General features: G+C 41.7%; 16 protein-coding genes. 8 read left to right on the top strand and 8 right to left on the bottom strand.

Going from position 1 to position 21,164, the window contains the following annotated elements:
- The first annotated feature begins 110 nt into the window (after positions 1-110).
- A complete protein-coding gene (locus tag V6R21_RS25395) occupies positions 111-1,625 on the top strand; it encodes a flavin-containing monooxygenase (protein ID WP_334246330.1) in 1,515 nt (504 codons plus the stop codon).
- Positions 1,626-1,637: 12 nt separating this feature from the next.
- Here the strand turns inward: V6R21_RS25395 and V6R21_RS25390 are convergent, their stop codons facing one another.
- Positions 1,638-2,714, bottom strand: coding sequence for an aminotransferase class I/II-fold pyridoxal phosphate-dependent enzyme (locus V6R21_RS25390; protein WP_334246329.1), 1,077 nt, complete (start codon positions 2,712-2,714; stop codon positions 1,638-1,640).
- A gap of 558 nt (positions 2,715-3,272) precedes the next feature.
- Between V6R21_RS25390 and V6R21_RS25385 the strand changes: the two genes are divergently transcribed.
- From V6R21_RS25385 to V6R21_RS25375, 3 genes are all read left to right on the top strand, one after another.
- Positions 3,273-6,713, top strand: a complete 3,441-nt coding sequence (locus V6R21_RS25385) for a starch-binding protein (protein ID WP_334246328.1) — start codon at positions 3,273-3,275, stop codon at positions 6,711-6,713.
- Between the two features lie 72 nt (positions 6,714-6,785).
- Positions 6,786-9,461, top strand: a complete 2,676-nt coding sequence (locus V6R21_RS25380; protein WP_334246327.1) for a starch-binding protein — start codon at positions 6,786-6,788, stop codon at positions 9,459-9,461.
- A 219-nt stretch (positions 9,462-9,680) separates the two neighbouring features.
- On the top strand, positions 9,681-10,589 hold the full coding sequence (locus V6R21_RS25375) for a PIG-L deacetylase family protein (RefSeq protein ID WP_334246326.1): 909 nt from the start codon (positions 9,681-9,683) through the stop codon (positions 10,587-10,589).
- Positions 10,590-10,640: 51 nt separating this feature from the next.
- On the opposite strand, the gene V6R21_RS25370 is transcribed toward V6R21_RS25375, so the two are convergent.
- On the bottom strand, positions 10,641-11,219 hold the full coding sequence (locus tag V6R21_RS25370) for an alkylphosphonate utilization protein (protein ID WP_334246325.1): 579 nt from the start codon (positions 11,217-11,219) through the stop codon (positions 10,641-10,643).
- Between the two features lie 335 nt (positions 11,220-11,554).
- Between V6R21_RS25370 and V6R21_RS25365 the strand changes: the two genes are divergently transcribed.
- Complete coding sequence (locus V6R21_RS25365; protein WP_334246324.1) at positions 11,555-12,448, top strand: dienelactone hydrolase family protein; 894 nt, start codon at positions 11,555-11,557, stop codon at positions 12,446-12,448.
- 95 nt (positions 12,449-12,543) lie between these two features.
- Here the strand turns inward: V6R21_RS25365 and V6R21_RS25360 are convergent, their stop codons facing one another.
- Positions 12,544-13,398, bottom strand: a complete 855-nt coding sequence (locus V6R21_RS25360; RefSeq protein WP_334246323.1) for a hypothetical protein — start codon at positions 13,396-13,398, stop codon at positions 12,544-12,546.
- Between the two features lie 383 nt (positions 13,399-13,781).
- Between V6R21_RS25360 and V6R21_RS25355 the strand changes: the two genes are divergently transcribed.
- Positions 13,782-14,459, top strand: a complete 678-nt coding sequence (locus tag V6R21_RS25355; RefSeq protein ID WP_334246322.1) for a DsbA family oxidoreductase — start codon at positions 13,782-13,784, stop codon at positions 14,457-14,459.
- Between the two features lie 45 nt (positions 14,460-14,504).
- Here the strand turns inward: V6R21_RS25355 and V6R21_RS25350 are convergent, their stop codons facing one another.
- The 3 genes from V6R21_RS25350 to V6R21_RS25340 all read right to left on the bottom strand — a co-directional run bounded on the left by V6R21_RS25350 (position 14,505) and on the right by V6R21_RS25340 (position 16,427).
- On the bottom strand, positions 14,505-14,909 hold the full coding sequence (locus V6R21_RS25350; protein WP_334246321.1) for a group III truncated hemoglobin: 405 nt from the start codon (positions 14,907-14,909) through the stop codon (positions 14,505-14,507).
- Positions 14,910-15,131: 222 nt separating this feature from the next.
- Positions 15,132-15,503 (bottom strand): SnoaL-like domain-containing protein, encoded by a 372-nt coding sequence (locus tag V6R21_RS25345; RefSeq protein WP_334246320.1) that lies wholly within the window; start codon positions 15,501-15,503, stop codon positions 15,132-15,134.
- A 135-nt stretch (positions 15,504-15,638) separates the two neighbouring features.
- Positions 15,639-16,427 (bottom strand): hypothetical protein, encoded by a 789-nt coding sequence (locus tag V6R21_RS25340; RefSeq protein WP_334246319.1) that lies wholly within the window; start codon positions 16,425-16,427, stop codon positions 15,639-15,641.
- 239 nt (positions 16,428-16,666) lie between these two features.
- On the opposite strand from V6R21_RS25340, the gene V6R21_RS25335 reads away from it, so the two are divergent.
- Positions 16,667-18,145 (top strand): sensor histidine kinase, encoded by a 1,479-nt coding sequence (locus V6R21_RS25335; protein WP_334246318.1) that lies wholly within the window; start codon positions 16,667-16,669, stop codon positions 18,143-18,145.
- Positions 18,146-18,168: 23 nt separating this feature from the next.
- Positions 18,169-18,879, top strand: a complete 711-nt coding sequence (locus V6R21_RS25330) for a response regulator transcription factor (RefSeq protein WP_334246317.1) — start codon at positions 18,169-18,171, stop codon at positions 18,877-18,879.
- Positions 18,880-18,926: 47 nt separating this feature from the next.
- Here V6R21_RS25330 and V6R21_RS25325 read toward each other — a convergent pair whose 3' ends face one another.
- Both V6R21_RS25325 and V6R21_RS25320 read right to left on the bottom strand, forming a co-directional pair.
- Complete coding sequence (locus tag V6R21_RS25325; protein ID WP_334246316.1) at positions 18,927-20,330, bottom strand: PP2C family protein-serine/threonine phosphatase; 1,404 nt, start codon at positions 20,328-20,330, stop codon at positions 18,927-18,929.
- Positions 20,331-20,340: 10 nt separating this feature from the next.
- Positions 20,341-20,985: a DUF6436 domain-containing protein gene (locus tag V6R21_RS25320; protein WP_334246315.1), complete on the bottom strand. Its 645-nt coding sequence runs from the start codon at positions 20,983-20,985 to the stop codon at positions 20,341-20,343.
- Between the last annotated feature and the right edge of the window lie 179 nt (positions 20,986-21,164).

Raw genomic sequence — 21,164 nt, 5'->3', positions numbered from 1 at the left:
CTTATTTTGAAAATATTACTATCTAAAGCATTTAGCATTTTACACTTGAGTTTCAAGCTGAAGAAGCTGCTAAAAACCGACAGACATTTTTTATCACTAAACATTTCAAAATGCGCATTGCTATTATCGGAGCCGGAATATCTGGCATTGCTACTGCTATTATTTTACAGAAAGCGGGTCATGCTGTAACCCTCTTTGAAAAATCAGACAAAATTGGAGGAGTGTGGGCGATGAGTTACCCAAATGTTCGCTTGCAAAATGTAGGGGAGCAATATTGCTTCTCTGATTTTCCTTGGCCCAAACAGCCAGACCAGCATCCAACAGCAGGTCAAATAATGGAATACCTTGAAGCTGCTATAGAACATTTTAAGTTGGATGTGAGGTTGTCCCATAACATCATTACGATGGATGAAACAGCTACTGGTTGGAGCTTACAGGTGGCAAAGGGTTCAGAAACTAAAACTCACGATTTTGATTATGTGATTTCAGCCATAGGTCAGTATAGCGGTGGTAAACGCAGACCTGAATTTAAAGGAGAGCATTTATTTAAGGGTGAAATTATCACAGAACGTGAAATGAAAGACCTCAGCAATTTTGAAGGCAAGCGGGTTGCAGTGGTGGGCTTTGGCAAAAGTGCCTTGGATATGGCTACTATGGCAAGTAAACAAGGAGCACAGGTAGAGCATGTCTTCCGTACAGCCCGTTGGACAATTCCATTCAAGATTTTGGGTATTCATTATTCTTATCCACTGTTCAGTAGGTTTGGTTCAGTGATGATGAGTAGCTGGGCACATCCTAGCACGATGGAACAATTGCTACATAACAAGTTGGACTTTGTGGTGAAGGGGTTCTGGAGTTCACTGTCAGGCCTTTTTGCGACACAGGCAAAAGCCAATGCTTGGTTTAAAGGAGATGAAGCCAAGCTTAGGATACAGAAAGTAATCCCCGAACATCCGTTTATCAAGGACCTGCGTTCAGCGGCAGCACTGGAACCTACCCAATATTATGAGTTTGTAGCAGAAGGGAAAATCAACCCGCATCAAGGGGATTTGGTGGCTTTTTCAGAAAAAGGAGTCCTGCTAAAGGATGGTCGTGAAGTGGAAGCAGATATGGTGGTTCTTTCGCTGGGATCAGAAAAACCTCGTTTTCCATTTATGCCAGAGAAGTATCGTACCATGCTGGAAAAGGAGACAGATGGTGTGCAACTCTATCGCCATATTCTACACCCTGACATTCCAAGGTTTGCTTTTGCAGGGTATAATCATGGTTTTATGCACGTGCCTGCAGCTGAAGTAGGGGCAGCTTGGTTATGTGCTGTTTTGGATGGTGACTTGACCTTACCGGAGATTGCCGAGATGAAAAAGGCGATTGAGTATATGAGTGAATGGAAACGTAACCATATCCATTTTGAGCCTTCCCGTTCTTGTGCGATCAACACCCGTTTTCAGCAGTACTTGGATATTATGCTGAAGGAACTCGAAGTTTCTCCATACAGAAAATCTAACCCAATCGCTGAACTGTTCGGTCGTTATGAAGCAAAGGACTATTCGGGTGTTTATGAAGAGTATTGTAAGGCAAAAGCAAAACGTCAAAAGCCGTTAGAGAGTTTAGAAATCTGGACTTGATTCAGGTTGAAGTTAAGAGGAGAGTATTCTAAAGGTAGAATGCTCTCCTTTTTCTTTTTCCAAGTCATTCAAAATTTGAATCAGGTTTAGAATATCCTGTTTAGAATGTGAGGCATTGATCACAATTCTGTTGAGTAATGCAGCATCGGGTGTAGGGTATCTGAAGCTTGAGATCAGAACTTTCTGTTGTTGAAGAAATGTTACCAGGTTTTGGTTCTGACTGACAAAAACAGGAAACTCATTGAGGGTTTTGAAAAAGGGTTTTATTGAAGGAGCTTCCGCAAAAAGTTGCCTGTTATACAAGAGTTTTTCATACTGTGTCTGAATAAGTGTTGCAGATTTTAGAAAAGCATATAGATAAGCAGGGGAGGCAGGGGAGCTACCTCCAAATAAAGGGGATTTTCGCAGTTGATCCATCGTAGACTTGTCTCCCATAATGATTCCGGCGGGCATGGAGTAGGCTTTTCCTAATGAACCCAATAATACCAGTGATATATTTGGAAAGCGTTTTATAAATCGGTTTACCTGCATTAAAAGCTTTTCTTGTACCCCAAAGGCATGGGAAGCGTCAACCACAACAGTAAGCGGTTTTTTAGGATCAATTTCCATAAGCCATTCAAAATCGATGACTTCACAAAAAAGAGGGTCCAGTGCATTGAACAGTACCATTGCAGGACCATCTTCCTGATTGATTTGCAAAGCCCCATCAGTATCAGCAGTAATAAGCTTGTGTGGCTGATTTTGAAATAGGCTTGGGTGGGTACCTTTTATATAGAAACAGGCGAAGTTTTTTCCATATGCCTGTACAAACAGTTGGGCTGCCAATGTACCTGAAGAAACTACAATTCCATCTTCATATCCCATCTTACTGGTAAAGGCATTTTCAAAATCTTCAAATACGGATAGTTTCAGGTTACCTAATCTGGAAGCACCAAAATGGTGACCATATTGTCCAATTCCTTCCTGAATAGCTGCATTGAAGGTTTCATGTACATCTAGACCCAGATAAGCCGTACCTGCAAAATAAAGGTATTCGCCTTGATCGGTCAGTACTGTTCTGCCTGTCAGTTTGTTGGTATAGTGATTCATTGTAGCAACCAGTTATATGTAATAGAAAAAGTGGGTTTGAGTCAGTAGATAAACTGCTTTGGGAAATTACTGATTTATCATCTGATTTTAAATAGGTCACCCTACAGATAGTGGATGATTAAGGTATAGAAATGTACCCTAACTTCCTGTGAAATTTATTTTTTATATAAAATGAAATTTTTTTCACCCCGAAACCGGTTGAAATTCTGAGTGTTTTAGAATGATATTGCTTTGTATTGATATTTTCATTTGTTTAAAGATGTATATGTTACACCTATAGAGGATTTGAGTCGTGAATTAAACCAATATGGTATTGATATGATGACTTTTATATTAAAATCTGATAGGTATTCTTTATTTCAAAAACTGAAGAAAGTATTTAAAAATAACACAACACTTCCAATTAGAGCAGTTGTTGAGAATAGCCTAATCTATTCTTAATTTAATTGTATCGTAACACTGTATATTTTGTTTTGAAAATTACAGGCAATCGTTGCTGATTACTTTTGCTTACAGGGCTTCTTTTGCCCAATTTATTCAACTTACACACGCTTTCCGATGACTAAAAAACTATCATTGCTACTCATAGGCATCTGCTTATGGGCCTTGCCGATCTATGCCCAAACTGATTTCAGGGAAGAAAGTATATATTTCCTGATTACCTCCCGTTTCTTTGATGGCGATCCTTCTAACAATGTCCCAAACGAATGGAGTTCCTATAACCCTGACCCTAACATTAACCCGTTGATTACCGATCCGCAGGATGTAACCTGGAGAGGGGATTTCAAGGGGCTGATTGATAAGCTGGATTATATTCAGGACTTGGGTTTTACCGCCATCTGGATTACTCCGATTGTGCAGAACTGGAGTCCACTAGATTATCACGGTTACCATGCCTATGACTTCACGAAGGTTGATCCGAGACTGGAATCTCCGGGAGCGACTTTTCAGGACCTAATCAATGCGGTACATGCAAGGGGAATGAAGATTGTACTCGATATCGTAACCAACCATGCCGGACGCTTCGGGGTGAAGGGCTTGGCAGAAATCAAGTACAATACTGACCCAACACAGACTTGGGGACAGGACGCATCAGGGAATACACTTCAGCCAAATCCCAATTGGGAATATGATGGGATGACACCTAATCCTGCTGATGGCAAGATCTGGAGCCGTGCGAACCTGCCGACTATGCCTGCCCCATACAATGCCGACCTTTCAGCTTATAACTGGCCAAGTACCCAATCTTACGTAGATACGTCTGACCCTGACTGGTATCATCATTCCGGTAATGGTTTTGCCCAAGGTTGGGACGATACCGAAAACCTTTACAACCGTGCTTTGGCTGGGGACACACCTGACCTGAATACGGGCAGTCAGGTAGTAAGGGACTACTTGGTGAATGCCTATACCACCTTTATCAATATGGGCGTGGATGCCTTCCGTTGGGATACCATCAAGCATATGAGCAAGGAGGATGTACTGTATTTTCTGGATGCCTTCAAGGCGGTAAACCCTGACCTGTTTGTTTTTGGGGAAGTGGCGCAGAAACGACATGAGTTGCATCAGGTTGAGGAAATCAACCCGCATTGGTACACTTGGAGAGGAGAGGTGAACAACTCACAGCCTTCGGGTATGGCAGTACTGGATTTCTATGCGGAAGCTTCATTCCACAATCCTTTTGAGTATGGAGGCAGCTTTTCAGAGGTAATGCAGGCAGACCGTTATGATCATTTGTACGCCGATCCTTCCACCAATATCATGTGGCTGGATAACCATGATTTTGGACCTAATAATGACTGGAATAAACGCTATGGTGGAACGGATGAGAACTTGGCAGCCTGTCTGAATTTTATGTTTACATGGCGAGGTATCCCATGTGTATATTATGGGACGGAGATGCGTTTCAAGGCAGGAACCTATGCCGATATACATGACTCACAAGGTATTCAGAAATCGATTAATGAAACAGGAAGAGCTTATTATGGGGATGTAATTGATCAGGCATCATCACATCAGGTTTATCAGCATATCAAGAAGCTGAATGCAATCAGAAAAGCGGTACCTGCCTTGCAGAAAGGCTCTTGGAGATGGGATGGAAATGGAGGTGGAAATGGTGTTGGTTTTGTCCGTCAGTTTGGCAGCAGTGAAGTGGCTGTAGGTTTGGCGAAAGATGGTACCGCTACATTCAATTTTTCAGGTCTGACTAATGGCATTTACAGAGATGCGGTAACAGGAAAGGAAGTATCCGTAAGCAATGGAACATTGTCCATGACGGTACCTGCAGCTTCGGCGGGTATCTATGTATTGAATGGTCCGGGCATGATTGGTGCCAATGGGGCAGGTTTCTTCGAAGCAGGTACAGGTGGTCCTTCCAAACCGGTAGTCAATGCCAGTCCTGAACCGAAAAGGTATACAGCACCAGTGGAAGTATCCTTGAGTGCAGCTCTAGGATCAGGTTCGCCTTATACAATTTACTATACAACAGATGGCAGTACGCCTTCAACTTCGACAACGCTTTATACCGGACCGTTTACGGTTTCTTCTACTGCGACTGTCCGTGCGATTGCTTATGATGGGCAGGGACAGACATCAGATGTGATGGATTTTGCTTATACCATTGATCCGAATGCTCCAGAAATGACCTTGTACTGGAAAGCCACCTGTGGGCAGCCGACCGTTTATTTCTGGGCAGTTGAGGATGGTGATGCGACAACTACTTGGCCGGGAGAGACAATGACTGATACGGATGGAGATGGCTGGTATGAATATACCTTGGAAGCTTCTTGTGCCAATGTGATTTTCTCCTGTAACGGTGCAGACCAGACTGCTGATCTGAACGCTTGTGGTGACAGCTGGTATGACAATGGATGGACAACATCCCCAACGCCAGATACAACGCCTCCAAGTGTAGTATTCTCACCGTTAGGTGGTAATTACTCAAGTGCTGTGGAAGTGACTATTTCGGCTTCAGATGACCGGACAAGTGCTCCAACGATTTACTATACAACGGATGGCAGCACACCGAATAGTGGTTCCACCTCAGGACAAGGCAGTGTTACCCTTACTTTGTCTGATACCACCATATTGAAGGCCTATGCAGTGGATGAGGCAGGCAACGTTTCTGCTGTTTTTCAGGAAACATATAATGTATCCGAGTCACCTGTATCAAGTGGTTTTACAGTTTACTTCCAAGGCTACAGCAATCCGAAAATTTACCATTGGGCGGCTACGCCAACAGGCAGTCTGGCAGATGCCTCTTGGCCGGGTGTGGAGATGACAGCAGGCACGGATGGCTGGTATGCTTTCACTTTTCCTGAGGCAGTTACTTCGTCCAACCTGATTTTCAATGATGGGGTAGGAAACCAAACAGCAGACTTATCTCGAAGTAGTACAGGCTGGTATAAGGATGGATTGTGGTATGATTCCAAACCTACCGAGGAAGTGTCTCAAGGATTGACCATTCATTTCAAAAAGCCGTCAAGCTGGTCAGTCGCGATGATTCATTACTGGAATGTGACACCTTCCTCAATTGCAGCAACAACTTGGCCAGGAGTCAGTATGACTGCTGAAGGGAACGACTGGTACACTTTTACAATTGCAGAGGCAACAGCTTCAAACTTACTATTCCATGATGGGGCAGGAAATCAGACAGCAGACTTGTCCAGAAATACGGAAGGGTGGTATGATGGCGGATGGATTACTGACCCTAATGCAAGAATGGCGGCTTTATCTGACAATGTTTTGCAAAATGAAAGCATTCAGGTTTGGCCTAATCCAACCAATGGTCAGGTAAAAGTGCAATTGGTACTATCAAAAGAGCAAGCAGTGAATTGGTCCATTATGGATTTGAGTGGAAGGATTGTGAAACAATTCAGTACACAGGTTAGCCAAAATCACCAATGGCAGCTTGACCTTTCTAAAGAGGCTGCAGGAATGTACTTGATACGTTGCCAGTCCGAAACAGGAAGCCAATTTATGAAACTCCTCAAAAAGTAATCTTGAAAATGAAAGGGAGAGTTCTAGGACTCTCCTTCAACTTGTTTATTCACTTCAACTTGTAAAAACCCAATGTTTAGAAAACAATTACTTTTTATTCTCAGCTGCTTTTTAGGGTTGGGAGTCTCATTTGGGCAGTCATCCAGTGATGGACGTGTACTGCTGCAAGGATTTTATTGGGAGGCGCATGATGCTCGTCCGGAAGGGTGGTACAATTATGTAAGCAGTCTGGCGCCACAGATTGCAGATGCCGGAATTGATATGATTTGGCTGCCACCTCCAAGTGATGCGGGTTCGGATGAAGGTTATTTGCCTCGCCAGTTGAATAACCTCTCCAATAGCTACGGAACGGAAACAGAGCACCGTGCTATGCTCCAAAATCTCAATAACAATGGAATAGAACCTATTGCGGATATTGTAATCAATCACCGGGTAGGCTCTACCAACTGGTTGGACTTTACCAATCCGACATGGGAAAGCTGGACGATTGCTTCCAATGATGAGGTGTGGTCACAGGCGGCTTATCAGAGTTTACCTCGAGGAAATAATGACACAGGTACTGCTTATGAGGCAGCAAGGGATATAGACCACTCCAATACATTTGTCCAGAGTGAGATTATCACTTGGTTGAATTACCTGAAAGCGGCAGGGTATAAAGGCTGGCGTTATGACTTTGTACATGGCTTTGGAGCTGGTTACATCAGTCAGTACAATGGGGGTGCGCAACCTACTTTCTCAGTAGGGGAAGATTGGCAAAGCAAGCAGGAAATTCAAAACTGGATTGATGGTACAAACCAGACATCTACAGCCTTTGACTTTCCTACCTATTATACCTTAAAAAGTGCCATCAAGGATAACAACTATAGCTATCTGGCTTTTTACAACAGCAGTACTGGGAAGAATGAAGCATCAGGATTGATCGGTTGGTCACCTTCAAAATCAGTAACTTTTGCAGAGAACCATGATACACCTCGTTACGATGCTGGCAATAATGTCCTGAATAGCGGAAATGTTGGATTGGCTTATGCCTATTTGCTGACACATCCAGGTACGCCAACCATCTATTGGGAGCATTATTTTAACTGGGGAGTAAAGGCTGAGATTGATGCGTTGATCAAGGTCAGAAAAGACTTTGGTCTGACCAATACCAGTACACTGGATATCCAGGTATCAGCCAATGATAAGTATGTCGGGTTAATTGACAGTAAAGTGGCTGTAAAAATCGGTTATGGAGACTGGAGTCCTTCGCAGGCTGGCTGGTCAGATGCTACCGACTGGACACTGCAGGCTTCCGGCAACAACTATGCTGTTTGGGGCAAAGGAGATAGTATAGATCCTGACCCTGATCCCGATCCAGAACCGGCTAATGGTTTTACGGTTCACTACAAAGGCTATAGCAACCCGAACATTTATTATTGGGGTGCAAATCCGACAGGTAGTTTGACCAATGCAACTTGGCCGGGAGTCAGTATGACAACAGAGGCTGATGGCTGGTACAAATATACTTTTCCGGAAGGGGTAGCATCCATTAACCTGATATTTAATGATGGTGGAAGTCAGCAGACGGATGACTTGAGCCGAAGCAGTGAAGGCTGGTATACAGATGGACAATGGTATGATCAGAATCCTGATACGCCGGAAGAGGATACAACAGCACCAAGCCTGTCTTTTTCTCCTGCAGAAGGAGATTTTACAAACAGTGTAACAGTCACAATTTCTGCCTCGGATGACCAAACAGCTGCCCCAACGATTTATTATACTACAGATGGCAGTACACCAGATAGCAATTCTCCTTCAGCTCTCGGCAGCGCTACGTTGACGTTATCCGATACGACAGTGGTTATGGCTTATGCAGTAGATGATGCAGGAAATGCTTCAACTGTGTCACAACAAACATACAATGTAACAACCGTTCCTGTTTCTGGAGGCTTTACAGTGTATTTCCAAGGTTACAGTAATCCTAATATCTATTATTGGGGCGCGACCCCAACAGGAAGCTTGACAAATGCAACTTGGCCAGGGGTCAGTATGACTGCTGAAACGGATGGCTGGTACTCATTTACATTCCCTGAAGCAGTGACATCGGCTAACCTGATCTTTAACGATGGGGCAGGGCAACAGTCAGATGACCTAAGCAGAAGCAGTACGGGTTGGTACAAAGATGGACAATGGTATGACTCGAAACCTGAGGAGCCTGCTGGGTTGACTGTGCATTTCAAAAAGCCTTCAGGCTGGTCAGGAGCCATGATTCATTACTGGAATGTGATACCTTCCTCAATTGCAGCTACGACTTGGCCAGGCGTAAGTATGACTTCTGAAGGAAATGACTGGTATAAATACACCATTACGGATGCTACAGCTTCCTCTTTGCTTTTCCATGATGGGGCGGGAAATCAGACAACAGATTTGAGCAGAAGCTCGGAAGGGTGGTATGAGAACGGCAGCTGGAGTAATTCAAGTGCTCGATTGGCAATGTCAGAAACCATAACAGAAGGTGGTTTGAAAGTTTGGCCAAATCCATCGAGCGGAGCATTCGCACTACAGCTGAACCTTCAGGCAACTCAAAAGGTAGGCTGGTCCGTGATCGATCTTGCAGGAAGAGTAATCTTGCAGCAGGAAATCTTACAGATAGAGAGAGGTCTGCATCAATGGCAATTGGATCTTACAAGGGAGCCTACAGGATTGTATATTATTCGATATCAATTAGATGATCAAGTGAATTTTATTAAAATGATTAAGGATAGGTAAAAGGCTTTTAATTATTGTAGAAAATGAGAACCCCTTGAATAGTTTTAACTTTCCAAGGGGTTTTTACTTTTCAATTTTTCTGATTGAAAATGGTATGCAGTTTTAACTTATCCTATTTTAATTCATTATCGAATCTACCTGAAAAAGGGGAAGGAAAAACATTGTGGTTTGAATAGGTTACTTCCGTTTAATTTTTGTTTTATCCTTATCCCAATAGCAATGCATAAACTCAAATTTTTTAGAAATGGTCTTCCTATCATTTTGTTATTTTTTTCTTTAAATATTTACGCCCAACAACTGAGGGTATTGGTTATAAAGGCTCACCCTGATGAGGCTGAAGAATATGCCGGTGGAACGGCAGCCTTGTTAAAGGAAGCTGGCCATGCCGTGAAGTTTCTTTCGCTGACGAATGGAGATGTAGGACATTGGACTATGACTAAGGAAGCTATTGCCAAGCGAAGAAAAGCTGAGGCATTAGAAGCTGGAAAAAGGCTGGGAGGCGTTGAATACGAGATTTTGAATTATCATGATGGTGAGTTGGAAAGTACTGTGGAAGTCCGCAAGGAAATCGTGAGGGTGATCAGGGAATGGAATGTGGATCTGATTATCTCATTCAAGCCGATGTTTGGCGGCGGACATCCTGATAACATGGCAGCAGCACGAGCTTTGCAAGAAGGGGCAGGCTTGTCTATGGCCCCCTTGTTTATGCCAGAAATTCCTGCCTTGAAAAAGAAGCCGGTTTTTTTGTTTATGAGAGATTACTACAGCAAATCATTTCCGCATAAGCCAGACTTTGTGATTCCAATCGATCGGACTATTGAAAAAAAGCTGGCATCCTTTGATGCCCATGCTTCTCAATTTTATGAGTTTGCACCATACCAGCGAGGATTGTTGGATGAGGTACCCGAAGGTTGGACAGAAAAGAAGGTATTCCTGCATAAGTATTGGGGAGAGTTCAGTGCTGTCAGTGGTGAAATGAAAAGCTGGTTGGAGAACAGGTTTGGGAAAGAGCAGGCTGCAACTTTCCAATATGCAGAGGAATTTGAGTATGCACCTTTCAGCAGAAAGATGACGGAAGAGGAGGTGATAAGCTTTTTTCCTGTCCTAAGGGTGAAAAACAACAATTAGCAACAAGAGAAAAATATCCGGTAAGTGAGTGATACACTTACCGGATTAGTACTATGACTTCTTCACATACTTGGTCAAAATAACAATATGTTGTCCATTAACACGTCCTTCAATCTGTTCCGGATTGTCATATACCAGTGAAATATTTCTGACAGCCGTTCCTCTTTTGGCTGTAAAGTTGGCTCCTTTTACATTCAAGTCTTTAATCAGGACAACAGAGTCTCCTGCATTCAGCACAGCACCGTTACTGTCTAAATGTTTAATACTGTCTTCACTCTGGCTTTCAGTTGCACCAGCTTTTGCCCAAGCCATGGTCTCATCATCAAGGTAAAGCATGTCCAGTAGGTCTTGTGGCCAGCCTTCGGACTTTAACCTGTCAAGCATTCTCCAAGCCATTACCTGTACAGCAGGTACCGTACTCCACATGCTGTCATTCAGGCATCGCCAATGGTTGGCATCTACCTTTTCTGGATTTTCGATTTGTTCATGACAAGTGCTACACACCAGAATACTTTGATCGGCGCTTCCATCAGAGGTTGGCGGTACTTCGTAAACCTGAAGGTTGTCTGTAGCTGCACACAACTCACATTTTGATTCGCTACGTTCCTGTAATTCCTTTTCTGTACTCATTTTATCTTGATTTAGAGTTGATTCACTGATAGCTATTCTAATGCTGAAGCCATTGGAATGGGAAAAAAGTTCCTTTATTCTGACGTGGTATTCAATTGAAAGCTAAAGCAGGAATTAGAAATTAATTCGCACAAAGATACATTCCTCCATAAAATTTTCAGCATTTCAATCCTTCGAAAAGTACTTTACGGATTAAAGGTTGATGGGGTGGAAACCTTAGGGTAAGGGTAAATAAAAGTAAGATATTTGCTTTAAATTAGATTAAAGTACAAACATTCAGTTGTGGTTTTGATTTTATATTGAAATGCGTTTTTTAAATACAACCCAAATATCCTATGAAGAAGTACCTATCATTATCTGTAACGATTATTGGTTTGCTGATACTTACAGCTGCATTTGTAAATAAGCCTTTACAAAAATTATCAGTACCTCCTACCGATTCAAAGCTGTGCCATAGCATAGATGATCCGATTATGGCATTTGCTTCATTTGCTAATAACAAGGAATTTAGGGATGCTCATGCCTTGCCAAGACCTTTTAAGCCAAGAGCCAAACAACTGAAAGGTAAGATGGTGGATTTCAAGACACCTGGTGCCGAAAAGGGACATGCGTATCTAGTAAAGGCTCCTAAGAAATCAAACCAATACTTATTTATGTTCCACGAATGGTGGGGACTGAATGAGTATGTTAAGGATGAAGCTGCTTTTTGGGCAGAGCAGTTGGGGGATGTCAATGTACTGGCTATTGACCTTTATGATGGAAAGGTAGCTACTACCCGTGAGGATGCAGGCAAATTGATGCAGGGTGTTGATAGCGATCGGGCAGAAGATATTATAAAAGGAGCTATCAGTTATGCAGGGCAGGGAGCTAAGTTAGCTTCCATCGGTTGGTGTTTTGGTGGTGGCTGGTCATTGCAGTCAGCTATTATTGCCCGTCATAGTATGGAAGCATGTGTTATGTATTATGGCATGCCGATACAAGACGAGGAACTCCTTGAGACTAAGTTGGAAACAAATGTATTGGGTATTTTTGCCAAGCAAGACCGTTGGATTACCCCTGAGGTTGTAAAAGAGTTTGAGGAGAATATGAAGAAAGCAGGAAAAGAACTGACAGTAGCCATGTATGATGCCGATCATGCCTTTGCCAATCCAAGTAGTCCTAAGTATGATGAGGAAGCTGCTAAAGATGCAAGAGAAAAAGTACGACGCTATTTGGAGTTGGTTTTTTAAGACGTTCATTTAGTGTTGACTACAAAAAAAGTCCTTTGGAACACATCTTCCAAAGGACTTTTTTAATATCTAAATATAGCTTACAGCGGAGTATCCTACCAGTCTGGCTTGTCTCCTGAAAGCGGCTTTTTAGAGCGTTTTTGCTGTTGCTGGAAGTACTGAACCTCATTGTTCTTAAGTGCTTCCAAGATCATCTTAGCTTGCTGCTCAGACATCTTGATATCCTGCATGCGTTGCTGTTTCATCTGCTGTTCCTTGGCTTTTTCTTCAGCTTCTTTATCAGCTTCGCTTTGCTGTTCCTGTTGTTTTTGCTCTTCCTCTTTCTGCTCGCCTTCTTTATTTTGTTGCTGTTGTTCTTGCTCTTGTTGCTCCTTGTTTTCTTTTTCTCCCTCTTTGTCTTCTCCTTCTTTATTCTCGTTCTGCTTATCTTTATTCTGCTGCTGGTCTTTATTTTCCTTATTCTCCTCGTTCTCCTTATTCTCTTGTTCCTGCTGCTTTTGTTGCTCTTCCTGCTGTTGCTTAAGCTGTTTCACTAGCTCGTAATTATAACGGGCTTCCTGATTTTGAGGATTAGCTTTCAGTGCAGCTTTCAGAAACTCAAGAGACTGATCATATTTCTTTTCGTCAGCCATCATGACACCTAATTGCTGATTAGCCACCGAGGCAATCTCTTTTTCTTCGTTGAGTTGCAGGTTGGCATATGCGTTAGATGCTTCTTCTTTCTTTCCCGAACGGTAATAGGAATGAGCCAAGTTCAGTTGAATACCCGCATCATCTACCTTGAGTGTATCCTTGAGGTAACGGTAGTAGGAAGCTGCTTGATCGTACTCGCCTTGTTCAAAAGCTTCTTGGGCTTTCTCCTTGTACTCATTGGCTTTGGCAATCTTCGTGACATCAGAAAGATCTGTGAAAGTGCTTAATACAATTAATAGTACAGCGATAATCTTCATAAACTAGATTGGCTTTTATTTAAAAGAAGTCAGGTATTACAATGTTGTTAACAAATTTCTTTAGTCGGTCAAAATACAAAGTGAAGGTGGCGCATAGAGGTATTTTAACAAATTTAACGGGTCTGTACATTGCTAAGAATCTTGAAAGAAGAGGAGGGAAGTGGCCGCATTTAATTGTAATAAAGTGGCAGGGCTAACAATTTAGAAGATCGGCAGTTATAGAGTTTATAGAAGCCGAAGCACTGAATCAAGATTAGTCAGGCTTTCTATTTGCTTTTTTGGCAAACTCATGAAGAGTACATTCTTTTGCATCTTTATTAGCGTTGAAACATTGCTTACTAATAGAGATCACAAATAGCGATCAGATTTTATAGAATTGGATAATGAAAAAGTTGAAGATTGATATTGTCTCAGATGTAGTGTGTCCCTGGTGTTACATCGGTAACGGAAGGTTGGAAAAAGCACTGTCGGAGACATCTGGAATAGACGCAGAGATTAGCTGGCATCCATTTCAGCTTCATCCGGATGTTACGGAAGGAAGTGCTATTTCACTGCCAGAATATCTTGGCAAGAAGTACGGGCAAGATCCCAAGCCAATGATACAACAGGTACAGAACATCGCCAAGTCAGAAGGATTGGAGATGGAAATGGAGAAAGTGCAAGGCGTACCAAATACTGTTCAGGCGCATACACTGATGCACTTTGCAAGAGAGGAAGGCAAGGATAAGGAGCTTTCACTTGAACTGTTCAAGGCGTATTTTGCAGAGTCTCAAGATATGGAAGACAAAGCTACCCTTATGGAATTGGGGAAAAAAGTAGGGCTTTCAGCTGAGGCACTGACAAAGTTTGAGACTTCGGAAGAGGGTAAAGCTGAAGTTTTGAAGGAAGAAAGCAACTACCGTATGATGGGGGTAAATGCTGTTCCTACTTTTATTATCAATGACAAATACATGATTCAAGGAGCACAACCTGTAGAGGTATGGAAACAGGCTTTTGAACAGGTAGAAGGCTTACAGACTGGTAGTGATGCAGTTTGTGGACCTGATAGTTGTGATTTCTAAAAAATAGTATTTCATGCAAAAATAGCTGACAGGAATTGTATTCTGTCAGCTATTTTTTTGTCCATCTGTTGTGTAGCGTTTCATATATACCCTCATAAAAATAGTATGAGCCATTTTACGGGCACGCTCTTTGGCTAAAGTAGCTTTTTCTCCCTCAAACAGTTCATCCACTGTAGAAAACCAATGTTCCATCCAATAGCCAAAATGCTTCTGTTCCAGGTTTTCTGTATCATCTACCTCCATATGCGTCTGGATAGGGTTGCCCTTGTACTTCTGAACGAAAAGCAGGTTGGTCTCCCAGAAATCATACATGATAGGCAAGTGTTTTTGCCAATCCACTTGCGCAACATCATCAAACAGATATCCGATGCGTTGATCATCCCTTACTTTTTGGTAAAAAGTATTGACAAGTAGCTGAATATCATCCCTATTGGTAATGTCCTTTTTCATACAGCAAAGATACATGAGTAAGCACAAAAAAAGCTGACAGAAATTACTTTTCTATCAGCTTTAGACAAGGGACAGTGATTTCAGCAAATTCTTTCATTATACTTTAACCCCTGTCCTTGATTTCAAATGCTTCCTATGATAGTGGTTTTGCTTTTTTGTGTATGTAGCGTAGTGTTGATAAGGTGCTTTGATTTGCAAGGATAAGGGTGGGGAAAAGTTCGCTTATCTTTGGTGTGGAGGGATGTTGTAGTAGAATCGCTCCCGAATGATCTTGTCTCCTCTCCAGTGTTGTATGGCAACTTCTTCCATTTTCATTCGACCTCCGTTCTTGAAAGTAACGTCAGTCCAACTTTCGACCATAGTGACCCCTTTTTCTTCATTGGAGGTAATGTCATGTGCTCCACCACCATGAAACTCCTTTACCATGTTCTGCCATTCCTGAATAGCTTCCCGCTGTTCGTTTTTTCCATTTCGGGTAGTGCCGTCGGCTTCCATGATTACCACCTCGTCATCATAGAACCTTTCAAATGCTTCCATCAATTTGCCTTCTTCCATCATCTGATAGAGCATTTTCGCTTTTAGTAAGAAACTCATAGTGTTGTAGGGTTTTTGGTAATACAACAGAGTTAATAACTAAAAGCTACATTTTCAAGAGAAAAAAGGCGATAAAAATTAAGGTACAACCCATTAACTGAATTGTACCTTAATTACTTATGAAGTGGGGTCAGGCTATTCTTTTACCTTCTCTACTTTTTTCTGAATGAAAATCACTTTATCATTTTTTGACCCGCCATCTGCTTGTCTCATTTCTTCTTGAGTGTAGGTCAACTCTTTTGATACTGTACGTCCATCTTCCAGCAAAGCAGTGGCATTGATGGTTCTTAGCTCATTTTTAACATTGATTTCAATGTTCTTGATTTGTTCCACCTTGGAACCGTACTCTTCTTCAATAGCAGCCGTAATCTTATTGTCGAATTCAGACGTATGGTTGTTGCCATCTGATACAAATACCTTCACTTTGCCATCATTTACCTGAACAATGTCCTCATCTTCACTAATGATCGTTTTGCCATCACCATGTTTTATGATATGAATACGTTCTACCTTTTTACCATCTTCCGTATCCAGAGACGAATTCCAAACTACTCCATCATTTCCTAATGAGTCTACTTGCTCAGCAAAAGCAAGCATTTTTTCTTTGGTCATAGTTTTAGAGAAGTCATGCTCTTCGCCATTTTCAAGTAGCATCTTGCCGTTAATAGTCAGGTTGCCATCTTCAAACTCCACATCCATATCAAGGATTTTCTCGACTTTTGAACCATACTCCTCAGCCAAGTCTCCCAATAAGTTTTTCTCATTGAAGAAGTAAACCATTTTATGGTCATCTCCATCTTTCAGCTCCGTAAAAGCCATGCGCATGTTTTCGGTTCCTTTTTGCTGTTCAGGAGTTAGTTCTTCTTGGTTACAACCTGCCATTACGGCTACAGCGAGCATCATTGAGAATAGTTTTGCTTTCATCTTAATCTTGGTTTTGAATTGAATAACTAATATTTCAGACATAAGACCTGTCAATGAGTTTAGAGCCTATGTTTAAAGTCCATGTTCCAAATGTAAGTAGTTGTTAATTCCCTTTGAGTTAAGGTGTGGTTAAACAAGGTTAAGCAAGGTTAAGATGGATGTTTTGTAGTGTCTATTTGGCTGGCAGTGATTAGATTTGGTACTGCGGAACTGATTAAATATATGCGACAGATACGGAGATGAAAAAGAAGATAACCTTGCTGATGATACTGATGAGCATTGCCTTATTGGGGATTTTAGGCTTTCAGTCTTATTGGCTTTACAGCAGTTTTCTGGAAGAGCAGCAACGTCTCTATGAAGAAGTAGGTTTGGCTGTCCGCAATGCCGGTGAAAAGTCAGCAGGAGAATCAGTACTTACATTTTTTAAGTCACAGGAAGGGAACAAGGAACTGTTGATCAAACCATACCTGATGGAGAAAGAGGAAGACCTGACTATGAAGCTAGATGAGCAATTCTTTGAAGATACCGTGCAGCAAGAAACGAAGGTGTGGGTCTTTAATGGTAACAAAAAGGTACATGTAGGTACACATGTGTTTCGGGTGAAGCAAAACAGTCAGGAAGACAAAAAGGACGTAAATGTAGAAGTAGATAAAAAGGCAAACATCACTACCGAAATGGTGTGGGGGCAGCATTGGCTGATAACTCATTTTGATAGCCTGCTAAGAAAGGAAATGCTGGCAATCGGTATCAAGGATTTTGCTTATGGCTACTGGAACAAGGCTGAAAAAACATATGTACTTTCGGGTAATAAGCAGGTGATTGACCATCTTGATGGCAAAGGTATTCGGATAGGTCAACAGTTTTTGACAGGAAGTAATGCCTCCAACCTGAAGGTGTTTTTACCTTCACAATACAAAATGACTTTTTGGCGGATGAGCTTACCTCTGACAGCTTCATTGGTATTGGTGTTGTTGATCTCAAGTTGTTTTGCATATGCGCTGATACTGATCTTTAATCAGAAAAAGCTTTCCGAAATCAAGAGCGACTTTATCAATAATATGACGCATGAATTCAAGACGCCAATTTCTACGGTATCCTTGGCCTTGGAAGCATTGCTTCGTTTTGATATGCGTAAAGACGATGAAAAGGCAAAGCAGTACCTAGGGATTGCCGAAGGAGAAAACCGAAGGCTTGGGCAGATGGTGGAGAAAGTGTTAAATGTCGCTGCATCAGAAAAAAGGGAGTTAAAACTGAACCTTGAACGGTTGGATATGCATATGCTGATCGAGAGAGCTATCAGCAATATCAGAATGCAGGTGACGGAAAAGAATGGGGTAATTATATCGGATTACAAGGCTGAGCACCCATGGATATTGGGAGATCAGGTACACTTGTCTAATGTGATTTATAACCTGATAGACAATGCGTGTAAGTACGCTGAGTCAGCACCTGAAATCCGTATCATAACTGGTAACAGGAATGGTTTCTTTTACTTGTCTGTAGAAGATAATGGCATAGGTATCCCAAAAAGTGAACAGGCTCAGGTGTTTGAGAAGTTCTATAGGGTACCTACTGGAAATGTACATAATGTAAAAGGGTTTGGCCTTGGACTTAGCTATGTATGGATGGTAGCCGACAGGCATCAGGGACAGGTTACTTTGGTGAGTCAGGTAGGAAAAGGAAGTACCTTTACTGTTTGGCTTCCTTTGGATAAGTAAGGAACTTTTTAAGCAGTATCAATATGGCAGAGAAAACTAAAATCATGGTGGTGGAGGATGATCCGTTTTTGGGATTGATCGTCAAGGAACTGTTTGAGAGCAGGGGATATGATGCCAGTCTTTTTAAGGATGGTGAACAGGCACAGCAGGCATTCTTTGAGGAGCAGCCAGACCTTTGTGTCTTGGATGTCATGTTACCCCGAAAGGATGGTTTTACCTTGGCTAATGAGATCAGACAGTCAGGAAGTAATGTTCCGATTGTATTTCTGACGGCAAAATCCATGACAGAAGATGTGGTGAAAGGTTTTAAGCTCGGAGCCAATGATTATGTTAAGAAGCCTTTCAGTATGGAAGAGTTGTTGGTAAGAGTAGAGTCTATTCTTCAGCGAAATGAACAGGTAGCTGCACATCAGGAAGAAGTGATCCAGCCTCAGGAAGAGTTGTTTTTATTGGGAAATACCCATTTCAATTACACTTTTCAGTGGTTGGAGGTCGATGGAAAACAACAGACGCTTACGCCACGTGAAGCGGAATTACTGAAGATGCTGTGCTCTGAAAGAAATAAGGTAGTAAACCGCAAACTTATCTTAGTGAAGCTTTGGGGTGATGATACTTTCTTTAATGGTAGAAGCCTTGATGTGTTTATTGCCAAAATCCGGAAAATGCTTAAACATGAACCTGATCTCAAGATTGTAACCATTAGGGGAGAAGGCTATAAACTAGTATCCAAATAAGGAAAACCCCAACCCCCATATTGTAGGAGGTTGGGGTTTCTGTTTGATTACAGCACCATATCTGCCGATTTCGGCAGTTGGCTTGAACTGATAGCCAGTATATCATTGGAAGAGAAGCCAATGATCAGGATATCATCTATCTGTGACTTTTCACCTTTCCATTCATTGAAAGTATCTTCAAATAGCATACGTTGCTCAGAAGGAGTGTACATATTTTCTGATAGTTGACCGATAAGGTTTAGCAATTTGTTTTTACCAAATTTTTTGTTGTCAGGTCCACCAAACTGGTCTTGATAGCCATCAGAGAACATATAGAAGTACTGTCCTTTTTCTAATGTGATATCATGTTGTGTAAATTGGCTGACACCATCGCTTACCCACCTACCGATTGGGTTTTTATCCCCTTTTATTTCACGTACGTAGTCTTGTTCTGTTATCACCAATGAGCTTTTGGCACCAGCAAATTGGAGAGACTTGTTTTTGCGGTCTATGGAGCAGAGTGATATTGTCATGCCATCTCTGTTACCAGATTCTCTTTGTTTGAGTGTATGTTGGATGCTGTCATCCAAAAGCTCCAGTATTTTGGCAGGCTCAACGATACCCCGTGTGTGTACAATCTCATTCAGCTTTTCTGTAGCCAGAATACTCATAAAAGCCCCCGGGACGCCATGTCCTGTACAGTCAATAGCTCCAATCAAGTTGATATGCCCCTTTTGTGTAAACCAAAAAATATCTCCACTTACGATATCCTTAGGTTTGTACAACAACATTGCTGAAGGTAAGTATGCCCTGATCCCTTCAATTTTTGGAAGAATCAGGTTCTGTATTTTTTGAGCGTAGTTGATGCTTTCCTGCATCTTACGCTTGTTTTGTATAGAGTCGTTATAAAGCTGGCTGATCCTGTCCTTTTGCTCACTGTCTCTCTTGTTCCGTTTATCAAAAGAGTAAGACCAATACCCAGATACCACTACCACTACAGTAGCCAATGTCATATGGAAAGCAAAGGTTTGTGCATCCATATAGTCCAATTGAGTGAAATAGACATTTGGCTTGCCAGCAAACTGTGCATAGGCAAAAGTGGCGTGATGTAAGGAAACGGTCAGAATAAATGGAATTTGAAGTATCCACTTCTGGTAACTGATCAGAAAAGTGGAAAAAATAAAGGCAAAAAAGTGCATCTCAAACAGACCATGCATCTGGTATATGTATTGAGCCACGAATACAGCCAACACAATAGCGGCTACATATTGGTATAAAGTTGACTTTGGTAAGGCGATTTTGCTTAAAAAGAAAGCTGATAGACAAATTCCTCCAACACCTATACCGACAAACCAAGTGTCGTAGAATGTTGCCAGAAAAAGTCCCAAAAGAAAGTTAGAAATAAGTAGCAGCTGCATGGAAGTGTCAGCTTTCTGCTTAATAGACTGGTAATACGAATTATCCTGAGTCATTTGTAAGTGTTTAGTTGAAGTCAGTAAGTAGAGTCTGAATTATGTTGTTTGAATTAGAACTGTCATAGACTGAAAGTGAACAGCCATATGCTTGAACAGCACTCCAACCAAAGAAGGGAGCGGGCTTTCCGCCAATAAAGTCTTCTACAGCCTGTTGTGCATAGTTTGAAGTAGGCTGTGTGCAATAGCGCGCTTTATTAAAGTTTCCCTTGTAGTAAAGTTGATGTTGCTGGTCAATGATGACAGCTTGAGGGGTGGCATATATGCCACATACAAGTGCAATTTTAGCGTCAGGTGTGTCAGTGATAATGTGGATTCCTTCAGGAAATGCTTCAGCAATAGTTGTTGGGTCTTTTCCATCTTCAACAACTACCACAAAGTTTAAATCATTTTTATGCTTGTTGTAGATGCTGCGGAAATGCTTGAGGTTAAAACGTGAGCAAGGACACTCATCATTGAAATAGTGTATAAATAGAGGAGTTGAGATAGAGGCAAGAGCAGTATGACTGAAATCAATATTGCTCCCAACTTCAACTTCTCGGTGATTTTCCGGAATTGGAGTCGGCTGAACATACTTGTATTCTTGTTCCCAAAAAATTGTGGCAACAATACAGCCTTGTACTACGAGCAGTACAAGTACTAAAAGCTTTTTCATTAATCTAGTTTTTGCTATTAAAAAAAACCTGTAATGAACAGGTAGTTAGTTTATTTGGTTTCGAGATGAGGGGGTTAGTCGAGTATTAAGCTGTTAGTAGTGCGAAAACGTATGGATTAGGGCAAATGTTTAAAAAAAAATGAACAGTTATTCATAATTTGTGTTAATCGTGAATGTAT

The sequence above is a fragment of the Limibacter armeniacum genome (assembly GCF_036880985.1).
GTDB lineage: Bacteria > Bacteroidota > Bacteroidia > Cytophagales > Flammeovirgaceae > Limibacter > Limibacter armeniacum.
This window is presented reverse-complemented; position numbering and strand designations above follow the sequence as displayed.

Bases quoted from the DNA above. Each gene is read 5' to 3' on its own strand.
- V6R21_RS25355 (WP_334246322.1), top strand. From the start codon at position 13,782: ATGAAAAAGTTGAAGATTGATATTGTCTCAGATGTAGTGTGTCCCTGG.
- V6R21_RS25385 (WP_334246328.1), top strand. From the start codon at position 3,273: ATGACTAAAAAACTATCATTGCTACTCATAGGCATCTGCTTATGGGCC.
- V6R21_RS25335 (WP_334246318.1), top strand. From the start codon at position 16,667: ATGAAAAAGAAGATAACCTTGCTGATGATACTGATGAGCATTGCCTTA.
- V6R21_RS25375 (WP_334246326.1), top strand. From the start codon at position 9,681: ATGCATAAACTCAAATTTTTTAGAAATGGTCTTCCTATCATTTTGTTA.
- V6R21_RS25370 (WP_334246325.1), bottom strand. From the start codon at position 11,219: ATGAGTACAGAAAAGGAATTACAGGAACGTAGCGAATCAAAATGTGAG.
- V6R21_RS25350 (WP_334246321.1), bottom strand. From the start codon at position 14,909: ATGAAAAAGGACATTACCAATAGGGATGATATTCAGCTACTTGTCAAT.
- V6R21_RS25390 (WP_334246329.1), bottom strand. From the start codon at position 2,714: ATGAATCACTATACCAACAAACTGACAGGCAGAACAGTACTGACCGAT.
- V6R21_RS25340 (WP_334246319.1), bottom strand. From the start codon at position 16,427: ATGAAAGCAAAACTATTCTCAATGATGCTCGCTGTAGCCGTAATGGCA.
- V6R21_RS25360 (WP_334246323.1), bottom strand. From the start codon at position 13,398: ATGAAGATTATCGCTGTACTATTAATTGTATTAAGCACTTTCACAGAT.
- V6R21_RS25345 (WP_334246320.1), bottom strand. From the start codon at position 15,503: ATGAGTTTCTTACTAAAAGCGAAAATGCTCTATCAGATGATGGAAGAA.
- V6R21_RS25380 (WP_334246327.1), top strand. From the start codon at position 6,786: ATGTTTAGAAAACAATTACTTTTTATTCTCAGCTGCTTTTTAGGGTTG.
- V6R21_RS25395 (WP_334246330.1), top strand. From the start codon at position 111: ATGCGCATTGCTATTATCGGAGCCGGAATATCTGGCATTGCTACTGCT.
- V6R21_RS25330 (WP_334246317.1), top strand. From the start codon at position 18,169: ATGGCAGAGAAAACTAAAATCATGGTGGTGGAGGATGATCCGTTTTTG.
- V6R21_RS25325 (WP_334246316.1), bottom strand. From the start codon at position 20,330: ATGACTCAGGATAATTCGTATTACCAGTCTATTAAGCAGAAAGCTGAC.
- V6R21_RS25320 (WP_334246315.1), bottom strand. From the start codon at position 20,985: ATGAAAAAGCTTTTAGTACTTGTACTGCTCGTAGTACAAGGCTGTATT.
- V6R21_RS25365 (WP_334246324.1), top strand. From the start codon at position 11,555: ATGAAGAAGTACCTATCATTATCTGTAACGATTATTGGTTTGCTGATA.